Source organism: Acidobacteriota bacterium (assembly GCA_028875725.1).
Taxonomy (GTDB): domain Bacteria; phylum Acidobacteriota; class Thermoanaerobaculia; order Multivoradales; family Multivoraceae; genus Multivorans.
On sequence record JAPPCR010000015.1, the window covers coordinates 41103 to 66008 of the forward strand.

22 protein-coding genes are annotated in these 24906 nt (G+C 69.0%); 14 read left to right on the plus strand and 8 right to left on the minus strand.

All coding sequences use genetic code 11. The annotated features are described in order from the left end of the window. The first annotated feature begins 13 nt into the window (after window positions 1–13). Entirely contained in the window at window positions 14–2086 is a 2073-nt protein-coding gene (locus tag OXI49_11860) for a pyrroloquinoline quinone-dependent dehydrogenase (protein MDE2691200.1), read from the plus strand. Window positions 2087–2203: 117 nt separating this feature from the next. Then, window positions 2204–2920 carry a PEBP family protein gene (locus OXI49_11865; GenBank protein MDE2691201.1) on the plus strand — a complete coding sequence of 239 codons (717 nt, stop codon included), beginning with the start codon at window positions 2204–2206 and terminating at the stop codon, window positions 2918–2920. A gap of 25 nt (window positions 2921–2945) precedes the next feature. Here OXI49_11865 and OXI49_11870 read toward each other — a convergent pair whose 3' ends face one another. Both OXI49_11870 and ccsA read right to left on the minus strand, forming a co-directional pair. After that, window positions 2946–3725: an enoyl-CoA hydratase-related protein gene (locus OXI49_11870; protein ID MDE2691202.1), complete on the minus strand. Its 780-nt coding sequence runs from the start codon at window positions 3723–3725 to the stop codon at window positions 2946–2948. Between the two features lie 51 nt (window positions 3726–3776). After that, window positions 3777–4484: a cytochrome c biogenesis protein CcsA gene (gene ccsA / locus OXI49_11875; GenBank protein ID MDE2691203.1), complete on the minus strand. Its 708-nt coding sequence runs from the start codon at window positions 4482–4484 to the stop codon at window positions 3777–3779. Between the two features lie 90 nt (window positions 4485–4574). On the opposite strand from ccsA, the gene OXI49_11880 reads away from it, so the two are divergent. Further along, entirely contained in the window at window positions 4575–5468 is an 894-nt protein-coding gene (locus tag OXI49_11880; GenBank protein ID MDE2691204.1) for a TIGR03620 family F420-dependent LLM class oxidoreductase, read from the plus strand. A gap of 30 nt (window positions 5469–5498) precedes the next feature. Further along, window positions 5499–6701 (plus strand): pectin acetylesterase-family hydrolase, encoded by a 1203-nt coding sequence (locus OXI49_11885; protein ID MDE2691205.1) that lies wholly within the window; start codon window positions 5499–5501, stop codon window positions 6699–6701. 36 nt (window positions 6702–6737) lie between these two features. Here the strand turns inward: OXI49_11885 and OXI49_11890 are convergent, their stop codons facing one another. Continuing rightward, entirely contained in the window at window positions 6738–7871 is a 1134-nt protein-coding gene (locus OXI49_11890) for an amidohydrolase family protein (GenBank protein ID MDE2691206.1), read from the minus strand. A 97-nt stretch (window positions 7872–7968) separates the two neighbouring features. On the opposite strand from OXI49_11890, the gene OXI49_11895 reads away from it, so the two are divergent. The 7 genes from OXI49_11895 (at window position 7969) to OXI49_11925 (ending at window position 14897) form a co-directional block, all read left to right on the plus strand. Next, on the plus strand, window positions 7969–8247 hold the full coding sequence (locus OXI49_11895; GenBank protein MDE2691207.1) for a hypothetical protein: 279 nt from the start codon (window positions 7969–7971) through the stop codon (window positions 8245–8247). Then, on the plus strand, window positions 8244–8423 hold the full coding sequence (locus OXI49_11900) for a hypothetical protein (protein ID MDE2691208.1): 180 nt from the start codon (window positions 8244–8246) through the stop codon (window positions 8421–8423). The genes OXI49_11895 and OXI49_11900 overlap by 4 nt, the downstream gene beginning before the upstream one ends. Continuing rightward, on the plus strand, window positions 8420–9490 hold the full coding sequence (locus OXI49_11905) for a ferric reductase-like transmembrane domain-containing protein (protein ID MDE2691209.1): 1071 nt from the start codon (window positions 8420–8422) through the stop codon (window positions 9488–9490). The genes OXI49_11900 and OXI49_11905 overlap by 4 nt, the downstream gene beginning before the upstream one ends. A gap of 132 nt (window positions 9491–9622) precedes the next feature. Continuing rightward, window positions 9623–10528, plus strand: coding sequence for a hypothetical protein (locus OXI49_11910; GenBank protein ID MDE2691210.1), 906 nt, complete (start codon window positions 9623–9625; stop codon window positions 10526–10528). After that, a complete protein-coding gene (locus tag OXI49_11915) occupies window positions 10521–11384 on the plus strand; it encodes a GNAT family N-acetyltransferase (protein ID MDE2691211.1) in 864 nt (287 codons plus the stop codon). Before OXI49_11910 ends, OXI49_11915 begins: the two co-directional genes overlap by 8 nt. Before the next feature lie 4 nt (window positions 11385–11388). Beyond that, window positions 11389–12201, plus strand: coding sequence for a lysophospholipid acyltransferase family protein (locus OXI49_11920; protein MDE2691212.1), 813 nt, complete (start codon window positions 11389–11391; stop codon window positions 12199–12201). Further along, the gene (locus OXI49_11925; protein ID MDE2691213.1) at window positions 12198–14897 is read left to right on the plus strand and encodes an alpha/beta fold hydrolase; all 2700 of its coding nucleotides are present in this window, start codon (window positions 12198–12200) and stop codon (window positions 14895–14897) included. The genes OXI49_11920 and OXI49_11925 overlap by 4 nt, the downstream gene beginning before the upstream one ends. A gap of 36 nt (window positions 14898–14933) precedes the next feature. Here OXI49_11925 and OXI49_11930 read toward each other — a convergent pair whose 3' ends face one another. Beyond that, window positions 14934–15434 carry a phasin family protein gene (locus OXI49_11930; protein MDE2691214.1) on the minus strand — a complete coding sequence of 167 codons (501 nt, stop codon included), beginning with the start codon at window positions 15432–15434 and terminating at the stop codon, window positions 14934–14936. Beyond that, complete coding sequence (locus tag OXI49_11935) at window positions 15431–16216, minus strand: phytanoyl-CoA dioxygenase family protein (GenBank protein MDE2691215.1); 786 nt, start codon at window positions 16214–16216, stop codon at window positions 15431–15433. The genes OXI49_11930 and OXI49_11935 overlap by 4 nt, the downstream gene beginning before the upstream one ends. Window positions 16217–16284: 68 nt before the next feature. Between OXI49_11935 and OXI49_11940 the strand changes: the two genes are divergently transcribed. After that, complete coding sequence (locus OXI49_11940; GenBank protein MDE2691216.1) at window positions 16285–17190, plus strand: alpha/beta hydrolase; 906 nt, start codon at window positions 16285–16287, stop codon at window positions 17188–17190. Between the two features lie 30 nt (window positions 17191–17220). Here the strand turns inward: OXI49_11940 and OXI49_11945 are convergent, their stop codons facing one another. Further along, window positions 17221–18357 (minus strand): M20 family metallopeptidase, encoded by a 1137-nt coding sequence (locus OXI49_11945; protein ID MDE2691217.1) that lies wholly within the window; start codon window positions 18355–18357, stop codon window positions 17221–17223. An 88-nt stretch (window positions 18358–18445) separates the two neighbouring features. On the opposite strand from OXI49_11945, the gene leuS reads away from it, so the two are divergent. Further along, complete coding sequence (gene leuS, locus OXI49_11950; GenBank protein ID MDE2691218.1) at window positions 18446–21037, plus strand: leucine--tRNA ligase; 2592 nt, start codon at window positions 18446–18448, stop codon at window positions 21035–21037. Window positions 21038–21122: 85 nt separating this feature from the next. Then, entirely contained in the window at window positions 21123–21365 is a 243-nt protein-coding gene (locus tag OXI49_11955) for a type B 50S ribosomal protein L31 (GenBank protein ID MDE2691219.1), read from the plus strand. 96 nt (window positions 21366–21461) lie between these two features. On the opposite strand, the gene feoB is transcribed toward OXI49_11955, so the two are convergent. Further along, entirely contained in the window at window positions 21462–23762 is a 2301-nt protein-coding gene (gene feoB, locus OXI49_11960; protein MDE2691220.1) for a ferrous iron transport protein B, read from the minus strand. Beyond that, window positions 23759–24805: a metal-dependent transcriptional regulator gene (locus OXI49_11965; protein ID MDE2691221.1), complete on the minus strand. Its 1047-nt coding sequence runs from the start codon at window positions 24803–24805 to the stop codon at window positions 23759–23761. Before OXI49_11965 ends, feoB begins: the two co-directional genes overlap by 4 nt. Window positions 24806–24906 lie beyond the last annotated feature (101 nt).

Consider the following 24906-nt stretch of genomic DNA (forward strand, 5'->3'; position numbering starts at 1 on the left):
ATGCGCAGTCACCATGCCGGGAACTCGCATCGTCTCCGCCGGCTTCGCCGCAATCGCCCTCCTACTGACCGCGCCGGCCGCCGCCCAGCGCGGCGCCCCGGCCGGCGAGTGGCCGAGCTACGGCGGTGACGTAGGGTCGACCAAGTACTCGCCGCTCGATCAGATCGACGCCGCCAACTTCGGCGAACTCGAGGTCGCCTGGCGCTGGCGGTCGGTCGACGGTTTCCTCAGCAAGTCGGAGGCGGGCGGCGAGTGGTACGCCGACCGCGACGTCATCTTCAGCAGGCTGAAGGACGACGATCCGCTGCTCTGGCGCGCCGGCCGCGCTCCCTTCATCCGCAACCTGAAGGCGACGCCGCTGATGCAGGAGGGGCTGCTCTTCCTGAACACGCCGATCTCGATCGGGGCCGCGGTCGACCCCGGCACCGGCCGGACGGTCTGGGCGTACAACCCGAAGAGCTACGAAAGCGGCACGACGACGATGACCGTGGTCTGGAACCAGCGCGGCGTCGCGTACTGGACGAACGGAGAGGAAGGCGACGACGCGGACAGTCGCGTCTACTGGGGCACTGGCGACGGCTACCTGCTCTCGGTCGATGCCCGTACCGGCCGCCCGAACGAGGACTTCGGAGACGGCGGCCGGGTCGACCTGATGGAAGACCTGCCGCGCGCGAACCGCGGCGAGCGGGACTACCTGAACGCCCTGCTCTACTCGATGCAGTCGCCGCCGGTTGTGGTCCGGGACGTCGTCGTCACCGGCGCCTCGATCGCCGACCGCCGGATCACCAGGGAGTCGATACCCGGTTGGGTGCGCGGTTGGGACGCGCGCACAGGCGAGCTCCGCTGGGTGTTCCGCACGGTGCCCCAGGAGGGGGACGAAGGCGTCGAGACCTGGGAGGACGGGTCCTGGCGCTACTCCGGCAACGCGAACGTCTGGACGATGCTCTCGGGCGACAACGAGAACGGCATCGTCTACCTGCCCATCGGCACCGCGACGAACGACTTCTACGGCGGCCACCGCCCGGGGGACAACCTCTACTCGGAGAGCCTGGTCGCGGTCGACGTAGAGACGGGCGAGAAGCTCTGGCACTTCCAGGCCGTCCGCCACGGCCTCTGGGACTACGACTTTCCGGCCGCGCCGACACTGATCGACCTCCCGGGCCGCGACGGCGCCGACTCCCGACAGATCGTCGCCCAGGTCAGCAAACAGGGTTTCCTCTACGTCTTCGACCGCGTCACGGGCGACCCGGTCTGGGAGATCGAGGACCGGCCGGTGCCTCCGGCGACGATGCCCGGCGACACCGCCGCGCCGACCCAGCCCTTCCCGACGAAGCCGGCGCCGTTCGAGTACCAGGGCGTGACGGAGGACGACCTGGCCGACTTCACGCCGGAGATCAGGCAGATGGCCCTCGACGTGATCGCCGACTTCGAGATCGGGCCGCTCTACACGCCACCGTCGCTGCCGGTGCGAGGCGGCAAGCAGGGCACGATCTTCCGGCCGTCTGCCGGAGGCGGCGCGAACTGGTACGGCGCCGCGGTCGATCCGGAGACCGGCTGGCTCTACGTGCCGTCGCGGAACGCCTTCAGCATGGTCACCTTCTACACGCCCGACCCGCTCGAGGGCGGCACGCTCCGGTACACCCACGGTGGCCGCGGCAAGCGGCCCGAGATGCCGGAAGGCTTGCCCCTGTTCAAGCCCCCCTACACGCGGATGACCGCGATCGACCTGAAGTCCGGCGAGCACGTCTGGATGAAGCCGCTGGGCAACAACGACACGCTGCGCAACCACCCGCGCCTCAAGAACCTCGACCTGCCTCCGCTCGGCGGCGACACCTACACCGGACCGCTGCTGACGAAAACCCTGCTGATCCACGGCCAGCACGCTCCTGAGGACGACGGCGGTAACCGCCTCGTGGCCCGGGACAAGCGGACCGGCGACGTGCTCGCCGAAGTGCCGCTGCCGGCACGCGGACTCGGCACGCCAATGACCTACCTCTGGGAGGGCCGGCAGTACATCGCGCTGACGGTCGCCGGCAGGCGCGAGACGGACGGCGTGCCGGAGTTGATGGCGTTCGCGCTGCCTTGACGTTGCGTGGGACCGCCCGCCAAAGCGGGGCCGGCCTCGCGGCCGGCGCGTACACTTGGCCGCCTTCGGCGGCAGCGGGTCAGAAGACCCGCGCACCCAGCAACACGGAGATCCACCATGCGAAAGACCTTGATGCGGGCGATCCTGTCAGCCGTTCTCGCCGGGTGCGGCGGTAGCGGCGCCACGCCCAACGTCGCGGTCGTCGACGGCCCGGGAACCTCGTCGTTCAAGGGCGAGGTCTGGGCCGACAACTGGTTCGCCTTCTATCTGGGCGACCGCCTGATCATCGAGGATTCCGTTTCGATCACGACGGAGCGGTCGTTCAACGCCGAGGCCTTCGTCTTCAACGCCGACTACCCCCTGCAGCTCAACTTCGTCGCCAAGGACTTCAAGGAGAACGACACGGGTCTCGAGTACATCGGCCGCGGCAACCAGCAGATGGGCGACGGCGGACTCATTGCGCAGTTCACGGACGCCGCCACCGGGGGGCCTATCGCCGCGACCGACTCCGCCTGGCGCTGCCTCGCGATCCACGAGGCGCCACTCGACCGCGCCTGCCAGGACGAGGCCGATCCGGCGCCCGGCGTCGGCCCCTGCCAGTTCACGGCAACGGCGGAGCCCGAAGGCTGGCGGGAGCCTGGATTCGACGACAGCGAGTGGCCGTCAGCGGTCGAGCACAGCGCCGCGGCGGTCAGGCCGAAAGGCGGCTACGACGCGATCGACTGGCGGAACGACGCGCGCCTGATCTGGTCGGCCGACCTCGAGACGCAGAACACGCTGCTATGTCGCTTGACGGTGTCGCAACCCCCAGTACCGATAGGGCGCCGGCCTTAACGGCCGGCGCCTTCTCTTCCCCGGGTCAGCGTTTCGCCATGAAGGCGGCGACGGCTTCGCGGTGAGCGTCGCTCGCGTAGGCCGCGTTCAGTTCTTCCATTTCGCGGCGGTGGACTTCGTCCAGGTCATGCGATGAGCCGTTCTTCGTCAACAACCGCTTGATGGCGCGAAGCGAACTGTCGGCGTTCTCGCCGATCCGGGCGGCGATCTCGAACGCCCGCTGCAGCGTCTCGTCGTGCGGCACGACGGCGTTCGCGAACCCCATCGCCTCGAGTTCCGGTGCGTCGTAGAGACGTCCGGTCAGGCACATCTCGCTCGCCTTCGCCCAGCCGACCCGCTGCATCAGGAAATGGGAGGAGCAGAGCTCCGGCACCAGCCCCATCCGGACGAAGAACATACCGACGCGGGCGCGTTCCGAGAGCACGATGACGTCGAATGGCAGGGCCAGCGTGATCCCGACGCCGACGGCTACGCCGTTGATCGCGGCGATCATCGGCTTCGACTCCCGCACTAGTTCCACCCAGGGGCGCGCCGGCCTGCGGTCGGCCTCCGCCCCGGCCTCGCCGCCGTCGAGCCGGGCCTTGAATTGCGCTCCGATGTCGGCGCCGGCGCAGAACCCTCGTCCGGCACCGGTGACCACGATGGCCGCCAACTCGGGGTCCTCGTTGGCGGCTTCGATCGCGTCCACCAGCTCGAGGTTCATCTGCCGGGTCCAGGCGTTCAACTTGTCCGGCCGGTTCAGGGTGACGATGCGGGTACGGCCCCGGTCCTCGACCAGGATCTGCTCGTAGTTCGGCGCGGTCATGAAAGGTCTCCTGATCAGCCCTTGGTGAAACTGTGCGGCTCGCGGCAGCGCTCAGGCTCCGCCCCGTACCGGCTCGATGCGCGGTGGCGGCGCGGTCGCCTCGGCCTGCCGCCGCGCCAGGGAAATTCGGGCACGGCGCGCCACGAACCAGACGCAGACAAGGAAGAGGGCGATCGCGTTGATCCTGAGCGGAAGGATCATCGTCGTGTGCACCGTCTCCGGCGACGACTGCATCTGGTGGATGCTCCGCCACCAGTTGACCGAGTAGTAGACGAGGGGCGCGTTGACCGAGGCGACGATGCTCGCCGCCGCCGTCCAGGGCGCTCGCCGGTGCTCTTCGGCGAAGCGGCGGAGCGCCAGTACGCCCAGGAAGGTCAGCCACATGACGAAGGTGAAGGTCAGCCGCGGATCCCAGGCCCAGTAGACGCCCCAGGTCGGCTTGGCCCAGACGATGCCGGAGAGAAGCCCGGCCGTCTCCAGCACCACGCCGACCTCGATCACGCCGACCAGCATGCCGTCGATCCAGGCCTTGCGCTTCCACAGCGAAGCCGCGCCCACGAAGCCGGCGCCGAAGAAACAGAGCAGCGCGTTCCACTGCAGCGGCACGTGGACGTAGAGGATGCGGTAGACCTCGCCCATGAAGCGCTCGGTGGGCGCCACGAACAGCCCGAGGTAGACGCCCGCGATCAGCGCGGCCAGCCCCGTCAAGCCAAACCAATGCTCCCAGGCCCAGGCGCGCCTGGTTTCGGCGGTTGTCATCGCGCCGGGACGTTAGCACCGGAGGCCCTCACCCCAGCATGCCCCTGATACGGTCTGCGCTCGGTTCAGCGACGGAGGAGTCAGGCGAAGATGACGGAATCGGCACACAACCTCGGCCGGCTGGGAGTCTGGGCCGGCCTCGACGGCCTCTCCGCGCCCCAGGCGGCCGAGTTCGCCGCCAGTATCGAGGCCCAGGGCTACGGCGCGCTGTGGACGCCGGAGGCGATCGGCCGCGACCCGTTCGCTCTGGTCGCCTACCTCGGCGCCCGCACGGAACGCATCACCCACGCCACCGGGATCGCGAACATCTACGCCCGCGACGCCATGACGACGAAAGCTGTGCACAAGACGCTGTCCGAGATGCTGCCGGGCCGCTTCGTCCTCGGCCTCGGCGTCTCCCACCCGCACCTGGTCACCCACCTGCGCGGGCACGAGTACAAGCCGCCGGTGCCGAAGATGCGCGAGTACCTGGAGGCGGTCGGCAAGGCGTTCTACCGGGGCCCCGAACCTGCGCAGGAAGCGCCGATCGTGATCGCCGCGCTCCGGCCGCTCATGCTGAAACTGGCCGCCACCGACGCCGACGGCGCTCACCCCTACCTGGTGACGCCCGAGCACACGCGACAAGCGCGCGAGATCATGGGCGCTGGGCCGCTCCTCTGCCCCGAGCAGAAGGTGATCCTGACCACGGACGCCGAGGCGGCCCGCAAGATCGGCCGCGCCAACCTCTACGTCTACCTGCGGGCCCCGAACTACCAGAACAGCCTGCTGGAGCTGGGCTACACAGAGGACGACTGGCAGGAGTTCCAGGCCAGCGACCGTCTGGTCGACGCCCTGGTCGCCTGGGGCACCGAGGATCAGGTCCGCGAGCGCATTCAGGCCCACTGGGACGCCGGCGCCGACCACGTCTGCATCCAGGCGTTCCGCCCCGACGGCAAGCCCGGAGCGGACCTCGACGCCCTGGCGAAGCTCGCGCCCGGCCGCTGACGCCAGCCATCGAAACGAAGGAGAACGAGCATGAAGAACCGCCACACCGCCTCTCTCATCGTGACCGTCGCCCTGCTGGCGCTGGCCGCACTCGCCTGCGCCCCGGCCGAGGAAGCCCCCGAACCGGTCGACCTCGAGGCGCCGCTCGCCGACCTCGGGGAAGGCTGGAACACGATCACGCCGGGTGGAAGCACGACCTGCTCCGACGGTTCGCCGTTCCGGTTCTTCGTCCGCAAGGCCGATCCGACCCGGCTCGTCTTCTACCTCCAGGGCGGAGGCGGCTGCTGGACCGCCGAGACCTGCGACCCGCAGGGCCGGCCGACCTACACGATGACCGCCATCGAGGAGATGCGCTCTCCGAGCGGCACGGAGCCCGAGGAAGGCGCGGCCCACGGCATCGCCGCCTTCAACCACCCCGACAACCCGTTCGCCGACCACAGCTTCGTCTTCGTGCCCTACTGCACCGGCGACGTCCACATCGGCGACAGCGACACGGTCTACGAGGCGGCGGCCACCGAGGATGCGCCGGCGCGCGAGTTCACCATCCACCACCGCGGCTACACGAACGGCCGGGCGGCTCTCGACTGGACCTACGAGCACTTCCTGGGTCCCGAGACGGTGTTCATCACCGGTTCGAGCGCCGGCTCGATCCCTTCGCCGGTCTACGCCCGCCACTTCGCGGAGAACTACCCCGACGCCCGCGTCACCGCCCTCGGCGACGGCGCCGGCGGCTACCGCAACCTCTCCGACGGCCGACCGCACGAGTCCTGGGGAACGCTCGCCGCGCTCTCCCACTTCGAGAACATGAACGAGGTCGACACCGACAGCTTCTCGTTCGAGGCGCTGTACATCCAGGCCGCCAAGGCCCATCCCGAGGCGATGTTCACGCGCTACGACACCGCGGAAGACGACGTCCAGATTCAGTTCCTGGAGATTGCCGGCACCGATGTCAGTGGCGGTCTGCAGCCGCTGCTCGACGCGAACGAGTCCGACATCGACGCGGCGCTCGAGGGCCAGGACAACTACCGGAGCTACATCGCGGCGGGCGAACTGCACACGATCATGCTGCGGCCCCAGTTCTACACGTACGAATCGGACGGCGTGAAGATTCGCGACTGGGTCGCGTCGCTCGCCGCCGGCGAAGCGGTCGACGACGTCCACTGCGGCGACTGCACGGGCTCGCCCGTGCCGGAGTCTGAACCGGTGGAAGGCGGCGAAGCGACGGGGCCGTAGAAAGGTCGGCCTTCGGCCCGCGTTTCAAGGCAGTTCCTACTCCGGGAAGAGGCTCCGATCGATGCCCGGGATGATCTTCAGCGCGTTGCGGAAGTAGACCTTCTCCAGCACCTCGTCGGACAGGCCGAGGCCGTACATCTTCCAGTGGGCGTGACGCTTCCGGTAGTAGTCGAAGTACTCGTCCCGCGTCTCCAGCACCCGGAAGTAGACGTGGTAGCCCTCGATCGGGTCCCACGAGTCCTTGCCCATCAGGACGCGGTCCTGGTACTTCTCCATGAAAGCGGCGCCCGTGATCGGCTGCCGGCCGAGTTCGGCGAGGACAGCCCCGAGTTCCGTGTAGACGTTCGGTAGCTCGTCGAGCAGCTTGCCGAGCCGCGCCAGGTCGTTGCCGAACCAGCCGAGATGGGCGTTGAGGAAGATCGTGTCCGGATGGTTGCGGAACAGGTTGTGCTGCTCGCTCATCGTCTGCTCGAAGGAGGCGAAGCGCTCGGGATCGTCGCGACGGCGGTTCGGGAACATCTTGAGTTCGAGCCAGCGCTCGTTGTGCTCGTCCCAGGGATCCCAGAACGCCGACGGCTCGCCGACGTGGATCAGGACCGGAATACCCAGCTCACCCGCCTTGTCCCACACCGGAGCGATCCGCGGGTCGTCGGCCGCCACCCGCTTGCCGTGGATGTCGGTCTGGAACATGCTGAGGTTCTTGTAGATCTTGAGACCCCGCGCGCCGGCGTCGTAGTCGGCCTGGAGTTGTGCCGCCGCCTTCTTGCCCCAGCCGGGTTCACCGATGCCCGAGAAGTCGACGTTCGCGTAGACGACGAAGCGGTTCGGGTAGCGGCCCTTCGTCGCGGCGAGGTTCGCCTTGAGATCCTCCCCGCTTTGGCCGCTCAGGTTGACGAACACGGCCATGTTCATCGCGTCCATCTGCTTGACCATCTGGTCGATCCGTGCCGGATCCCGGGCGCGCAGGTGGCCGTGGGCGTCGACGAAGGGGAACTTCGCGCGGGTCACCGGTGCGCCCGGCACCTTGAGCGTGGACCGCGGCTCGTATGCCTCCACGGTCATGTCTTGGCCGGCAGCCGGCAGCGCCGCTGCGAGCAGCAGGGAGGCGAGCACGAACCACCTCGAACCAGCGATGCGAAGCGACGCGTTCGAACGATATGTGACCGGCATCTTCTGTTCCTCAGCTTCCCTGGTGGATCGTCGAAGGCATCAAGGCCGTCGGAGTCTACGGCATGGGACCGTCACCCAGGCGCGTATACTCGCCACGATGTCCATCGTGCGCGCCGCCGAGGTCGTCGTGCTGCTCTGCACCGTGTACATCGCCTGCGGGCTGGTCTTCGCGCCGCTCTTCGCCTGGCGCGGCGCCGGACGCATTGATCCCGCCGCGAAAACGGCCGGGCTCGGGTTCCGCCTGATCATCCTCCCCGGCGTCGTCGCGCTGTGGCCCGTGCTGCTCTGGCGCTGGCGCGCCGGTCGGCAACCTCCGCCGGAAAGGAACGCGCACCGCGACGCAGCCGCCGGCAGAGCGGGACAGGGCGCCGGATGATCCGCGCCCTGCGGCGGCGGCACCGCCTCGTCTGGACGGTGCTGTTCCCCATCCTGGCGGTCCTGCTCGCCGCCGCCATCCTCCTCCGTCCCGAGCCGCCGCTCGTGGAGACCCTGCCCGAAGCACGCGCGTACATGCAAGACGAAACCGAACCACAGCGGAATGAAGATCCGTGAGCGCCGGATACCAGGCGGTCCTCTGGAACCGCAACAAGAAGCTCTACGACCTGATCATCGCCGTGGGCGTGGTGATCTTCCTGGGCCTATTCGTCGGCATCGGCATCGCGACCAGAACCCAGGCGACGATCGAGACCCTGCTGATTCGCGGCTTCGGCGCCGGCGCGCTGCTGCTGCTGCACGTCGTGCTCGCCATCGGCCCGCTCTGCCGGCTGGACGGGCGGTTCCTGCCCCTGCTCTACAACCGCCGCCACCTCGGCGTCTGCACGTTCCTGCTGGCCCTGGCTCACGGCGGGTTCTCGATCGTCCAGTTCCACGGCCTCGGGGTCTTCAACCCGCTGGTCAGCGTGCTGGCGAGCAATGGGAACTACGACAGCCTGACCCAGTTCCCGTTCCAGGCGCTCGGCCTCGCGGCGCTGGTCATCCTGTTTCTGCTGGCGGCGACCTCGCACGACTTCTGGCTCGCGAACCTGACGGCGCCGGTCTGGAAGTCGCTTCACATGCTGGTCTACGTGGCGTACGGCCTGATCCTGGTCCACGTGGCGCTGGGGAGCCTCCAGGTTCCAGAGCGGCCGCCGGCGCTGGCCGTCCTGCTGGGCATCGGCTTCGCCGGCATCGCCTCGTTGCACCTCGTGGCCGGCTGGCGCGAACGTGCCCTGGCGCCGCCCACCGAAGCGGAGGGCTCCGCAGTCAACGTCTGCGCCGTCTCCGACATCCCCCTCGACCGGGCCCGGATCTTCCTCCTCAGCGGCGAGCGGGTGGCCGTGTTTCGCTATCGAGCGGACGGCGGCGAACGGATCGCGGCCGTCTCCAACGTCTGCCAGCACCAGAACGGCCCGCTGGGCGAAGGCCGGGTCATCGACGGCTGCATCACCTGCCCGTGGCATGGTTACCAGTACCGTCCCGAGGACGGCTGTTCGCCGCCACCGTTCACCGAGACGATTCCGACCTTCAACGTTCGCGTGGCGGGGGGTCGGGTGCTGGTCGATCCGCTGCCCAATCCGCCCGGAACGCATGCTGAACCGGCACGGCTCGGCACCGCGTCCGGCGCCGGGGAGCCCTCGTGACCGGCGAGCGCCACAACGGGTGTCGTCCATGAGCCCGCTGACGGGCTCACGGACCGGGTCGCGTGTGGCACGGAACGCGCCACCCGGGTGTCGTCCATGAGCCCGCTGACGGGCTCACGGACCGGGTCGCGTGTGGCACGGAACGCGCCACCCGGGTTCTACGTCGGCTACGTCGACGAGACGCCGCCCGGTGTCTCGCGTTTCGCGCGCCGCGTCGCGATCGGCCTCCTGCTGCTGGCCGCGGTTCTCGGCGCCGTCCTGGCGCTGCTGCTGGAACGGTTCGACGAGGGCGTGTTCGAGTACGGCACGGTGCGGGGCTACGAGGGTGAACTGCTCGTCGATCCGCATCCCCGGCTGCTCACCGCGGACGGACCGGCCGAGGGCTATCTGCTGGTTGGAGTCGGCAAGCACGGACTCGACGTGGACAGCGAGCCCAGCCCGCCCTGGACACCCTCGCCATCCAGGAAGACCGGGCTCTCGGGCACGCTGATCCGGAATCCGGAAGCGGCCATGCTCGAAGTGCATTCCCTCGAGCTTCCCGAGGGAGCGACCGAAGCTGGACCCGCCATCGAGCCGGACGCAACGGCCGCTCCGGCGACCAGCGGCTCGGCCCTCGACAGCGAGAGCGGCGGTCCGGAGGCCGAGGCAGCAACCAACGTCATTCGCGTAAGCGGACAGACCCTGGTGGGCGAGATCGTCGATACGAAGTGCTATCTCGGCGCCATGAAGCCGGGCCGCGGCAAACCCCACCGGGACTGCGCCTCGCTCTGCATCCGGGGTGGAATCCCGGCCGCGCTCCTGGTGCGGACGGAAGGCGGAGAGCGGCACCTGGTCCATCTGCTGAACCCGCAGGGCCAGCCGTTGGGGCGCGAGCTCCTCGAGTGGGTGGGGGAACCGGTCGAGGTGTGGGGAACCCTGAGACGGCGCGACAACCGCCTGTTCCTGCGGACGATCACCATCAGACCGACACGCGCCCCGGTCCCATCCGTCGTCGTCCCGGCGGTGCGCGAACCCGGGACTGCAACAGCCGATGACTGAACCGGTACGCAGCAACGTCTCGGCAACCGCTTCGAGCGGCGGTACCGTTCCCAGCCCCGAACACCTGCCCGACGGCCAGATCGAAGCCGGCACCTACCGCCTGCGCTTCGCCCGAACCGCCGAGGACATCGACCGGCTGCTGACGCTGCGTTTCGAAGTCTTCAACCTGGAGCTGGGCGAGGGGCTGGACGAGTCCTACGAAACCGGCCGCGACACGGACGACTTTGACGCGAACTGTCACCACATGCTGGTGGAGCGAACCGACGGCACCATGATCGGCACCTACCGGATGCAGACCGCCGCGATGGCGACCCGCGGCAACGGCTTCTACTCGGCCATCGAGTACGACCTGGACGCACTGCCCGGCAGCGTCCTCGAGCAATCGGTCGAGATCGGCCGCGCCTGTATCCACCGCCGGCACCGGAAACGGACCGTGTTGTTCCTGCTCTGGCAGGGCCTGGCCCGTTACATGGTGCACAACCGGCTCCGCTACCTGTTCGGCTGCTGCTCCCTGACCAGCCAGGACCAGGCCGCCGGCATCCGGCTCTACAGGCAGCTCGTCGCCGCGGGAAAGGTCCGGCCCGACCTCGACGTGCCGGTCCTCGATCACGCCCGATGCGAGGCATCGCCCGAGGTCGTCGAGAACCGTCCGGACGTCGAGATACCGGCACTGTTCGCGACCTATCTGCGCTACGGCGCCCTCGTCTGCAGCCGGCCGGCCATCGACCGCGACTTCAAGACGATCGACTACCTGGTGCTGATGGACACGGCCACGCTCAGCCGGCGCATCCGGCTGATCTTCGGACTCGACGGGGCACCGCGGGTCGAATCGGCGACGCACGCCGCCGACGCCTGAGGGAATGCGCCTCCTGCCCGTCTGCCGGCTGGCCTGGCGTGGCCCGGCGTTCCTCCTCCTAACCCTGGCCGCCTGGCTGCCGCTCTTCGTCCTGAAGCCGTTTCTCGCACGCCGCTACCCGACGTGGCGGAAGGTCCGCGCCGGCATCATGCGCCGCTGGGGCCGCGCCTGCCTGGCCGTCCTGAGCTGCCGGGTCACGGTCCGGGGCGCGCCGCCGGCGGCGCCTTGCCTGCTGGTCTCAAACCACATCTCCTACGTCGACATCCTGGTCCTCGCGGCGCATTCGCCCGCCCGCTTCGTCTCCAAGGCCGAGATCGCGGACTGGCCTCTGGCGGGCACCGTGTGCCGGACGGTCGACATCATCTTCGTCGACCGCGGCCGGCGCCGCGACGTGACCCGGGTCGGCGAACAGATCGCCGAAGCCCTGGTGGCCGGCGACCCGGTCATCCTCTTCCCCGAGGGCACCTCGACCCCCGGCGATGCCGTGGCCACCCTCAAGCCCTCCCTGCTGGCGCCGGCCGCCGCCCGGGAACTCCCGGTCCACTGGTCCGTTCTGCGCTACGAGACACCGGATGACGAGGACCCCGCCTTCCTGAGCGTCGCCTGGTGGGGCGAGATGCCGATGACGCCGCACGCGCCCGAACTGCTCAAGCTCCGCCGGATCGATGCGGAACTCGAGTTCGGCGATGAATCGATCCGTCACGCCGATCGCAAGGAACTCGCCCGCGGGCTGCGGGCGCGGATGACCGCGGCGTTCCGCCCCATGACCTCGAGCGAGGAAGCTGCAGCCTCGGTCGGCGATCGCCGCTTCCCATGACCACCCGCATGGGGCGCCGGTCCTGGCTTCGCATGGCGATCGGCGTGTACTGCGCGCTGCTCCTCGCTTCGACGGTCGTGCGGTTCGCTCGCGAGCAACACCCGTCCGTGATTCCGCTCGAGTTTCCCGCCCCGGACGGCGAGTTCGTGCTGATGCGTTCCCCATTCAGCTTCAAGCCGACGATGGAGATCCCCGCACCGAGTGGAGAAGGCACGCTGCGCATCGCATGGGACGAGACCGACTCACCGAACCCCGAATCGCTGCCCCTCGTGCTCCTCCATGGATCGCCTGGCAGCTCTGACAACTTCAACCGTCTCAAGGGGACGTTGCACTACGCGGCCCGGCCAGACGACGACGGCAGGACCGCCACGGTTCTCTCCGACTCCCTGATCCGCCGCACCATCGCACCCGATCTGCCTGGGTTCGGCGCTTCCGATCACCGGGTCGCCGACTACTCCTCGCGCGGTCACGCCGACTCGACGCTCAAGCTGCTCGATCGACTAGAGGTCGAGCGGTTCCACGTGCTCGGTTTCAGCATGGGCGGCGCCGTCGCGCTCCATCTCGCCGACCAGGCGCCTGACCGGGTGGCCTCCATCATCCTGATGTCGTCGATCGGCGTCCAGGAACTCGAACTCCTGGGCGACTACCGAGTCAACCACGGGCTTCATGGGCTCCAACTCGGCCTGTTCTGGGGCCTCCGCAACCTGGTCCCCCACTTCGGCGCCCTCGACATGGCCGTCGCCCGTTCCTACGCCCGCAACTTCTACGACACGGACCAGCGGCCGCTGCGCGGCATCCTGGAGTCCCTCGAAGCGCCGGTCTTCATCATTCACGGCGCGCAGGATCCGCTGGTGCCGGCCGCCGCGGCACGGGAGCATCACCGGATCGTGCCGCACAGCGAGCTGTGGATGCGGCCGGACAGCCACTTCTTCCTGTTCCGCAGCGGCGAGGGCCTTGCAGCCCGGATCGAGGACTTCGTCAGCCGGGTCGAGGCGGGCGAGGCGGCCACGCGCGCCGATGCCGAAGCGGAGCGGCTGCGGCGGGCGGCACTGCCGTTCGACGACCTGGACCTGCCGCCCTTCACCGGGCCCGCCCTGCTGATCGTCTTCCTGCTCCTCGTGTTCGCCGCGTATGCCAGCGAGGACCTGACCTGCATCACAGCCGGCCTGCTCGTGGCCCAGGGGCGGCTCGACTTCCCCGTCGCCGTCGCCGCCTGTTACGTCGGCATCCTGAGCAGCGACCTCGGCATCGCCTGGCTGGCGCGCGTCCTGGGCCGGCCGGCTCTCAGATTGCCGCCTTTCAGCTGGTGGGTCAGCGAAGCCAGGTTCGAAGAAGCCTCCGCCTGGCTGCGGCGGCGAGCCCTGGTCGTCGTGCTGGTCAGCCGCTTCCTGCCCGGAACGCGGCTGCCGACGTGCCTCGCCGCCGGCATCCTGCGCACGAGCCTGCTCCGCTTCTGCTTCTACTTCGCTCTCGCCGTCTCGATCTGGACGCCCGCCTTCGTCGGCGTCAACGCGCTCCTGGGGCGCGAGGCGGTCGAGCGCTTCGGCGGCCGCCTGCCGGGGGGGCTGCTCGGCGCCGCGCTGGCGCTGGCCGTCGTCATCTTCATCGTACGGAGCGTGGTCGTGCCGCTCTTCACCTGGCGCGGCCGCCGCCTCTGGCGCGGCCGGCTGCTGCGCATCCGTCACTGGGAGTTCTGGCCGATGTGGGCGTTCTACCCGCCGCTCGCGCTCTACATCCTCTGGCAGGGTCTGCGGCGCGGTCGCCTGACGGCCTTTACCGCGATCAACCCCGCCATGCCGCTCGGCGGCCTGCTGGGCGAGTCGAAGAGCGACATCCTCGACGGACTGGCCGGAATCGGGGCGGCACTGCCGGCCTGGAGGCGCATGCCGACCGGCAGCCCGGAGGAACGCATCGCGGCCCTGGACCGGTTCCTGGAGGAGGAGAACCTCGGCTACCCGGTCGTGCTCAAGCCGGACACCGGCGAGCGCGGCCGCGGCGTCGCCGTCGCGCGCTCCGAGGCCGAAGCGGCGACGTTCTTCGCAGCGACCCCCGGGCCCGCGCTCGCGCAGGAGTACATGGCGGGCGAGGAGTACGGCGTGTTCTGGGCCCGCCACCCAGGCCGGCGCGACGGGCACGTCTTCTCGATCACCCACAAGGTCCGCCCCACCGTGACCGGCGACGGAACCAGCACGCTGGAGCGGTTGATCCTGGACGACCCGCGCGCGGTCGCCATCGCGCACATCTACCGGCGGGAGCATCCCGAAGCGGCGACGCATGTCCCTGCCGCCGGCGAGAGAGTCGAGCTGACCCAGGTCGGCGCCCACTCGCGCGGGACGATCTTCCTGGACGCCAACGACCTGCACACCCCGGAACTGGAACGAGCGATGAACGCGATCTGCACCGCCTACGACGGGTTCGACTTCGGCCGCTTCGACGTACGCGTCCCGAGCGCCGAGGCGCTACGGCGCGGCGAAGGTCTCCGTGTGCTGGAAGTGAACGGCGTGACGTCGGAGGCCACCCACATGTACGACCGTCGCCACGGCTTCCTCGCCGCTCACGCGATCCTGCGGCAGCAGTGGAAGCTCGCCTTCGACCTGGCGGAGGAACGCATCAGCGAAGGTGTCCGACCGGCCACGGTGAGCCGGATCCTCCGCGCCGTGCGGGTCGAACGACGAACCCGCCGCCGCGCGGCGTAAGCACTCCCCTGCCGGCTGCGCCGGCGAACCCGGCTCCTACCCGGCCTTCGCGGGCGTCTTCTTCTTCGCCGCCCGCCGCCGCGGTTTCGGCTTCTCAAGCGCATCGAGCCGCGCCTCGATCGCGCTCAGCCGTTCGATCACGGCCTCCAGGTCCGCCTGGCCGGGCACGCCGAGTTTCTCGAGTCGGCGCTCCAGGTGCTCGTCGATTCCCGTCCGCGCCTTCGACCTGGTCTGCTCGAAGCCGCTTCGCGCCTTCGACTTGGTCTGTTCGATCCCCTTCTCGGCCGCGGAACGCACCTGCTGAACCTTCTCCTCGGCCTTGTCCCGCCAGTCGCTCAGGGACTCCCTGCCCTGGCTCTCGACCTTCGCGCCGCGGGCGACCAGCCGGTCGAAGATCTTGGCGCCCACATCTGCCGCCTCGCCCGCTACGCCGGCGCCGGCGAGCGCCACCTTGTGGGCCGTTTCGACGGCCGACTCAACCACCGACCGCGGCTTCGATTCGCTATCTCTGGTTTCCGTCGCGGATGCTGCTGTCATCTGCTCATCCCCCTTGTCTCCGCCAACCGCCGCTTCACGGTCTCGATGGGGTTGCGGTAGTCCACCGTGCCCAGACCGCGGTTGGTCAGCTTGTAACCGATCAACGCCTGGAGCTTCTCGGGCATTTCCACCACGACTTCCCACGGCACGCCGACGAACTGGTTCTCCCGCTGCTTGAGCCACGCCAGGTTGAAGTTGAAGTTGAGGGAGCGTCGATACCCGTTCTGCGTCGAGTTGCCGCCGCCCCGGTGCCAGACGGCGCCGTCCCACAGGAAGAGCGCCCCGGCCGGCATCTCCACCGTGATGGTCGGTACGTCGGGATCGACCGGATCGGCCGAGCGATGGCTGCCGGGAACGATCTCCGTGGCCCCGTTCTCCACCGTGAACGGATCGAGGGCGATCAGCGTGTTGGCGATCAGCGGAACGTGCGGCCGCGGAAGCGGATAGTGGCCGTCGTCCTGGTGCATCCGCTGGGGACGGTCTCCCGGTCCGGGCCGCATCGCGGCGACGCCCGAGACCTGGTAGTCGGGGCCGAGCACGGCCTCCACCAGCCCCAGCAGACGATCGTCCATGAGGAGCTCGTCGACGGCCCGCGTCTTGGCCAGCAGGTTGTGCGTATGGATCGTCTGCTGGCCGTAGTCGTCCGTCATCCGGCTGCCGATCTCGTCGAAGACGGGCGCAAGGTCGCGGAGCAGCCGCTCCAACATCACTTCGTCCAGAAAGTCGGGCTCAACGGTGTAGCCGTCTTCGCGGACGCGTCGTGCTGCGCTTTCGATGTCCATGGATTCCTGCCGAGAGTGGGCTGATTGGCGATGCGCGGCAGCGTAACAAAGCAGGTAGCCTTCACTCCATGAGAAGAAGTACGACAAATCTGCGACCGAAGTTCCGGACCGTTCTGACGACGCTGATCGCGCTCGTCGCCTTCACCGGCACCTACGCGCAAGCCGACGCCTCAACCCAGTCCTTCACTGCCAGCGACGGCGTCGAGATCCACTACCTCGTCGAGGGCCGCGGCGACCCGGTCGTGCTGCTTCACGGCATCACAGGTACGGCCGCCTCGAACTGGGGCGGCCCCGGCATCATCGGCCGGCTGGCCGAAGAGTTCCAGGTCATCTCTGTCGACCAGCGCGGCCACGGCATGAGCGGCAAGCCGCACGACCCCGCGAGCTACGGCGAGCGCATGGCCCTGGACGTCGTCGACCTGCTCGACCATTTGCGGCTGCAGCAGGCGCACGTCGTCGGCTACTCGATGGGCGGCTTCATCACGATGAAACTCGTCGCCCTGGCCCCTGACCGGCTGATGTCGGCGGTTGTCGGCGGCGCCGGCTGGTCGAGCCCCGAACTGCGCGACGACGCGATGTTCGACGCGCTGGCCGCCTCCCTCGAGGCGGGTAAGGGCGGCGGTCCCCTGGTCGAGTTCCTGTGGCCCGGCGAGGAACCACCGACCCCCGAACAGGTTCAGGCGATCGGCCAGGCGATGGTCGCCTCGAACGACCAGATGGCCCTGGCGGCCGTCGTCCGCGGCATGCCCGGCCTCGACGTAAGCGCCGAACTCCTCCGCATCAACAAGGTGCCGACCCTCAACATCATCGGCAGCGACGATCCCCTGAAGCCCAACGCCGACGCCCTCGTATCTGTCATGAAGGAGCACCGCCTCCACATCATCGAAGGCGCCAACCACATGAACACCCTGAGCTCCCCCGAGTTCCTCGACACCGTCCGCGCCTTCTTCATCGAACTCTGCAACTGCGCGTAGCGGCGACGGCGGCTACAGCCGCCCGTGGCGCTACGCCGAGAGTTGCGTCTCGACGAGGGTGGTCCAGTAGCGCATGCCGATGGGGAGGACGTCGTCGTTGAAGTCGTAGCGGGGGGTGTGGAGGCCGGCGCTGTTGCCGTTGCCGAGGAACATGAAGGCGCCGGGGCGTTCCTGGAGCATGTAGGCGAAGTCTTCGGAGCCCATCACGGGGGCGAGGCTGGTGTTGACCTCGCTGCCGACTTCGCGGGCGGCGTTGGCGGCCTTCTCGGTCTGGTCCGCGTGGTTCACCGTGGCCGGGTAGTAGTGGCGGTACTGGAACTCGAAGCCGGCGCCGTGGGCGGTGCAGATGCCGCGGCCGATCTGGCGCATCCGTCGTTCGACGAGCTTCTGTACCTCGGGCAGGAATGCCCGGACGCAGCCGCCGTGAACGACCCGGCTCGGAATCACGTTGTCCGCGTGACCGCCATGGACACGGGCCACCGTGATCACCGCGCTGTGGAGCGGGTCCACGTTGCGGGCCACGATCGTCTGCAGGGCGAGGACGATCTCGGCCCCGATCGGGATCGGGTCCACCGTGCCGTGAGGGAACGCGGCGTGGCCGCCAGCGCTGGTCACCGCGAACTCGAACACGTCGATTGCGGCCATCAGCGGCCCGGCGCAGAGGCCGAACTTGCCGACCTCCATTCCCGGGTAGTTGTGGACGCCGTAAACCTCCTGGGCCGGGAACTGCTCGAACAGGCCCTCCTCGATCATCACCCGGGCGCCGCCGTCCTTCTCCTCCGCGGGCTGGAAGAAGAAGTAGACAGTGCCGTCGAAGGACCGGTTCTCGCTCAGGTGCTTCGCGGCGCCGAGCAGCATCGCGGTGTGGCCGTCGTGGCCGCAGGCGTGCATCTTGCCGGGGTTCCGGGAACGGTGCTCAAAGTCGTTCTCCTCGTGGATCGGCAGCGCGTCCATGTCCGCCCGCAGCGCGATGCTGCGATCCGACGAACCGGACCTGAGCACGCCGACCACCCCGGTGCCGGCGAGGCCGCGATGGACCTCGAGGCCGCCGAAGGATTCGAGCAGTTCGGCCACCTTGCCGCTCGTCACCTTCTCCTCGAACGCGAGCTCAGGATGCCGGTGGAAGTCCCGGCGCCAGGACCTCATCTGTTCGTGCAGCGGATCCATGAGCTTCGATGGTAGCGGACGGTACACTCCGCTGCCGTGCCGGAGCTTGCCGGCTGAGCGCCTCGACGCAGTGCACCCCATGACGCAGATGACGACCAGGGACCAACCAGCCCGGCCCCGCCGGCATATCTACGACGCCGCCGAAGTCGAGCCGAAATGGCAGCGGATCTGGCGCGAACACGACGCCTTCCGCACCCCGGACGACCCCGAGATCCTGGAGAGCCGGCCGAAGTACTACGTCCTGGACATGTTCCCCTACCCCTCCGGCGCGGGCCTGCACATCGGCCACCCGGAGGGCTACACGGCGACCGACGTGGTCGCGCGCAAGCGGCGCATGGAGGGGTACAACGTCCTCCACCCGATGGGCTGGGACGCCTTCGGGCTGCCGGCGGAGCGCGCGGCGGTGCGCGAGAACCAGCACCCGCGGCTCATCACGCAGCGGAACGTGGCCAACTTCCGCCGTCAGATCGAGCGCCTCGGCTTCTCGTACGACTGGGAGCGGGAGGTCAACACGTCCTCCGCGGACTACTACCGCTGGACGCAGTGGATCTTCCTGGAGCTGCACAAGCGCGGCCTCGCCTACCTGGAGGACGTGCCGGTCTGGTGGTGCCCGGCGCTGGGCACGGTGCTGGCCAACGAGGAGGTCAAGGACGGCGCCTACGTCGACACCGGCGACCCGGTCGAACGGCGCACGATGCGGCAGTGGATGCTCCGCATCACCGCCTACGCCGAGCGGCTGCTCGAGGACCTCGACGACGTCGACTGGCCCGAGTACGTCAAGGAGATGCAGCGCAACTGGATCGGCAAATCCAACGGCGCCGAGATCCGGATGCCGATCGAGGGCGCCGACGACAGCTTCCCCGTGTTCACCACCCGGCCGGACACTCTGTTCGGCGCCACCTACTGCGTGCTGGCGCCGGAGCACCCGCTCGTCGCCGAGATCACGAGCGGCGAACAGCGCGCCGCCGTCGACGCCTATGTGGACGAGGCGACGAACAAGACCGAACTCCAGCGCACGGACCTGGCGAAGGACAAGTCCGGCGTGTTCACCGGCGCCTGCGCAACGAACCCGGCCACCGGCGAACCGATCCCCATCTGGGTCGCCGACTATGTCCTGATGAGCTACGGCTCGGGCGCGATCATGGGCGTTCCCGGCCAGGACCAGCGGGACTGGGACTTCGCTGTGGAGTACGACCTGCCGATCGTACGCACCGTGGCGCCGCCGGACGGCTGGGACGGCGAGGCATACATGGAGGACGGCCCCGCGATCAACAGCGGCTTCCTGGACGGCCTCCAGGTCGACGACGCGAAGGAGCGGATGATCGAGTGGCTGGTCGAGGAAGGCCACGGCGCGAGGCGGGTCGAGTACCGCCTGCGGGACTGGCTGTTCTCGCGCCAGCGCTACTGGGGCGAGCCGTTCCCCGTTCTCCACGTCCTGGACGACGACGGCAAGCCCACCGGCGAGATCCTGCCCGTGCCGCGCGAGGATCTGCCCGTCGCGCTCCCCGAGGTCGACGAGTTCAAGCCGACAGCCGACGGCCGGCCACCGCTCGCCCGCGCCGGCGACGACTGGCTCATCGTCACCCTGCCGGACGGTCGCAAGGCGCGGCGCGAGACGAACACGATGCCGCAATGGGCGGGCTCCTGCTGGTACTTCCTGCGCTACATCGACCCGAAGAACACGGAGGCGCCCTGGTCACGCGAGCTGGAGCGCTACTGGATGCCGGTCGACCTGTACATCGGCGGCGTCGAGCACGCGGTGCTGCATCTGCTCTACGCGCGCTTCTGGCAGAAGGTGCTCTACGACGCCGGCCTGGTTTCGACCTCCGAGCCGTTCGCCCGGCTCTTCAACCAGGGGATGATCCTGGCCTACAGCTACCGCGACGAGGGCGGCAAGTACCACCACCCCGACACCGTCGACTGGCGGGACGACCGGGTGTTCCTCGCCGGCACGGACGAGCCGCTCGAAGCCCGGGTCGAGAAGATGTCGAAGTCGAAGCTGAACGTCGCCAACCCCGACGACGTGATCGAGCGCTGGGGCGCGGACTCGCTCCGGCTCCACGAACTGTTCATGGGGCCGCTCCACCAGCAGAAACCCTGGCAGACGAAGGACGTGGACGGCGTTCACCGCTTCCTGCAGCGGACCTGGCGCCTGGTCGTCGACGAGCGGACCGGCGAACTCGCCGAGAAGGTCGGCGGCGACGGAACCGAGCCTGGCGACGACCTGAACCGCCTGCTCCACAAGACGGTCCGCAAGGTCGGCGAGGACATCGACTCGCTAGACATGAACACCGCGATCTCCCAGATGATGATCTGGGTCAACGCGGCGACCGCCGCGGAGCAGGTGCCGCGCCGGTCGCTCGAGGCCTTCCTCCGCATCCTCTCCCCCTTCGCACCCCACCTCGCCGAGGAGCTGTGGTCACGGCTCGGCTGCGAGCGCCTGATCTGCCACCAGGAATGGCCGGTCTACGACGAAGCCCTGGTCGTCGACGAGACGATCAACGTCGTCGTCCAGGTCATGGGCAAGAAGCGTGACGTCCTCCAGGTGCCCGCCGAAGCCGATCGTGCGACCCTGGAGCAACTCGCGCTCGCCTCGGACAACGCCCGCCGCTTCATGGACGGCAAGGAACCCCGCAAGGTGATCGTGGTGCCGGGGCGGCTCGTCAACATCGTCGTGTAGAGAGCCGGGATCGGTTATCATCTCCCGCCCTCGGAGGGACACCGCGCACATCCATCCTCCTGAGCCCCAACCCAGCGAGACGATCATGAAAAGCGATATGCACCCCGAACTCCACCCGGTCGTGTTCATCGATCCGTCGGCGAACGCCGAGTTCATCTCCCAGTCGACGATGACCAGCGACAAGACCCGGGACGTCGACGGCGTCGAGCACTACGAGATCCGGCTCGAGATCTCATCCGCGTCCCACCCCTTCTACACGGGACGCCAGCACTTCGTCGACAGCGCCGGCCAGATCGAGAAGTTCCAGCGCCGGTACGGGCGGAAGTAGCACCCGCCAGGGACTGCGGAGGCCGCCCCGGCTGATGCCGGCCAGAAGGCCGGCGCACCGACAGTCGAGTCGCGGGCAGCCGTCAGCCAGGCCGGCCTAGCTCAAGGCCCGCCAAATCTGGGCGACGGCGAAGCAGAGCACGAAGCCGAGGGCAACGGGCAGCAGGGCTGAGACCGCCGTCCAGCGGACGCTACGGGTTTCCTTCCAGATCGTGTAAAGCGTCGTCGAACACGGGTTGTGGACGAGGGAGAAGAGCATCAGGCAGACGGCGGTCAGCAGCGTGAAGCCACCGGCCTCGAGAACGCCGGCGGTCGCGGTCTGTGAGTCGAGCTCGAACATGACGCCGGCGCCGGCGCCGGCACCCGGCACGCCGGCCACGAGCACGGTCAGCATGAGAATCGTCGGGATCACGATCTCGTTGGCCGGGATCGCGATGATGTAGGCGACGAGGATGATCCCGGTCAGGCCAAGGGCGAAGCCGAACGGGTCGAGGACGCCGATCAGGCCCTCGGCCAGCGATGCCTCGCCGGCGCGGATGTTGCTGAGCAGCCAGATGACCGCCCCGGCGGGCGCGGCGAAGATCACCGCGCGCCAGAGCACGATGAGCGTCCGGTCGATGATCGAGGTGTAGATCGTCTGCAGCACCCGTGGCGGCCGGTAGGGCGGCAGTTCGAGCGAGAAGGCGGACGCCTCGCCGCGCAGCACGGTGCGCGACAGGAACCAGGAGACGGCGAAGGTCAGCACGACGCCCAGCACGGCGACCGCGACGACGGAGAGCGCCGAGACCGCGCCCGCGACGTGCGCCGGTACGAGGCCCCCGATGAAGATCGACGCAACGAGAATCTGGGTCGGCCAGCGGCCGTTGCAGAGCGAGAAGTTGTTCGTGATGATCGCGATCAGGCGCTCGCGCGGGCTGTCGATGATCCGGGTGGAGACGATCGCCGCCGCGTTGCAGCCCCAGCCCATCGCCATCGTCAGCGCCTGCTTGCCGTGGGCGCCGACGCGATGGAACATCCGGTCGAGGTTGAACGCCACCCGTGGCAGGTAGCCGAAGTCCTCGAGCAGGGTGAACAGCGGAAAGAAGATCGCCATCGGCGGCAGCATCACCGCGACGACCCAGGCGGTGGCCAGGTACACGCCGTCGATCAGGAGCCCGTCGAGCCACCAGACCAGGCCGAAGGCGGAAGCCACGTCCTTCAGCAGCGGATGCACGGTGTCGATCAGGAGCGACGCCAGCATGGACGACGGCACGTTGGCGCCGGCGATCGTCAACCAGAAAACGACCGTCAGCATGAGCAGCATCAGCGGGAAACCGAACACGCGGCTGGTGACCAAGCGGTCGAGACGGGCGTCGAAATCGAAGCGGCGTCGCTCGCCGTCGCGGGAGACGGCGCGGTCCGCGATACGGGCGGCCTCGGCGTAGACCGCCTCGGTCAACGCCTGGTGGAAGTTCCGGCCCACTCCCCATCGCAGTTGGCCGGCGAGTTCGAGCACCGCTTTGCGGGCGGCGGGCTTGGCGGCAATGGAGGGCTCCGCCAACTCGGCGGCGGCCGCCCGGGTCGCCTCCGGTTCGGCGACCGCCGGCGGGACGGCCTCGTCGCCATCCTCCCGCACGCCCGGATCGACGAGTTCCGCCAGCGAACCGCTCTCCACCGCGGCAGCCAGGGTGCGGTCGCCATCGAGCAGCCGGAGAGCGACCCACTGCGGATTCGGCAGCGTGGGAAACGCATCCTGGATCGCTCCGGACAACCGGCGGGTCGCCTCGCTCAGCACCGGGGATCGGCCGCCGACCCGCCGCGGCCGGCAACGGTAGGAACCCGTCGCCACCTCCGCGACGACCCGGTTCAGTTCCTCCAGCCCCTCGCCGGAGCGCGCCGCCGTCGCCACGACCGGCACGCCGAGATCCCGCGCCAGGCGCCGCGCGTCGACCGTCAGCCCCTTGCGCCGCGCCTCGTCCATCAGGTTGAGGCAGACGACCGCACGGTCCGTGATCTCCAGCACCTGCAGCGCCAGATTCAGGTTTCGCTCCAGGCGCGTCGCATCGACCACGATCACGGTCACGTCCGGTCGGCCGAAGAGAATGAAGTCGCGGGCGGTTTCCTCGTCGAGACTGGACGAGAGCAGCGAGTAGGTCCCCGGCAGATCGACCAGCTTGTACCGGTCGCCGCCGTACTCGAAACCGCCCTCGGCGCGGGTCACCGTCTTGCCGGGCCAGTTGCCGGTGTGCTGGCGCAGGCCGGTCAGAGCGTTGAAGACCGTGCTCTTGCCGGTGTTCGGGTTGCCGGCCAGGGCGACGACGTAGTCCCAGTCGCTCATGTCGACGCCGAGCCGGACGAGGTTGCCCAGGTGATGCGCCGGGCAGTTGGCGCAGTCGTGCGCGAGCGCGGGTTGGGTCATGCCGACGCCTCCTGCGCGAGCTGCTGCACCTGGATCTGATTGGCCTGCGACCGGCGCAGCGCGATCACCGCGCCACGCACCCGGTAGGCGATGGGATCACCCGAGGGGCTGGCCATCGTCGCCTCCACCAGAGTGCCCGGAAGCAGCCCCAGGTCGAGCAGCCGGCGACGCTCCATGCCGCGGCAGAAGCGGGAGAAGCCGACCACCAGCGCCTGCTCGCCGACGGCCACGTCCGACAGCGATCCAGTGGCGTCAGCCGCTGCCGAAGTTCCGTCGGCGGCGTCCTCCTCGGCCCGAATGGCGAAGATGTTCGCGGCAATGACCGGCGCCAGTACCACCTCGTCCAGGTCGGCTTCGAAGCGGATGCGCTCGGCCGCCACGGACGCGATGCGCAGCCTCATGCCGGGATGCACGCCCTCGGCGACCAACTGCGCGTAGACCGCAGCGGGCTCGTCCTCGACGTGGACCACCTCGACCTCGTCGCCGGCCTCGAAGTCCGTCAGCGCGCGACCGGCTCGCGGCGGCAGGTCGCCTTCCTCGGTCGGGATCGGGTCGCCGTGGGGGTCGAACGGCGGATGGCCGAGCCGCACCGACAGTTCCTCGGCCTGCTCGGCGGACGTCTGGTGCTCCCGGCGCTCCGCCTCCGGGTGCCAGCGTTCCGGCTCCAACCCAGTCTCGTCCGCGAGGTAGCGCTCCCACAACCGGTGAATGCGGATGACGCGCAACGCCTCGCTGCGTCCCTCGGCGGTCAACCGGAAACCCCCTTCCGCCGACACGATGAGCCCCAGCCTCTCCATGCGGGCGAGGAGTTCGGTGCTGCGCCGGCCGCCGAGCCGCAACACGCCGACCAGGCTTTGGTGGGTCGCCTGGCGGCCCTCGTACTCGCAGTCGAAGAGGTGCTTCAGCGCGTCCTCGGTTCGGGCCCGCAGCAGCGTCCGCCAACCGAAGCGCCAGCGCCAGAGCCAGCCGTGGTCGGGACGGGCCACCATGACGGCCAGCGCGATGACCGCGGCGAGGACGACGAGGGCGAGGAGAGGGTTCATGTCGGTCAGATGCGCGCAGCCGCCAGATCGGCGTTCACTTCTGCGAATCGGATTTTTAGTCTACACTAACAATCGCCCAGTCGAATCGCCGCTAGCGATAG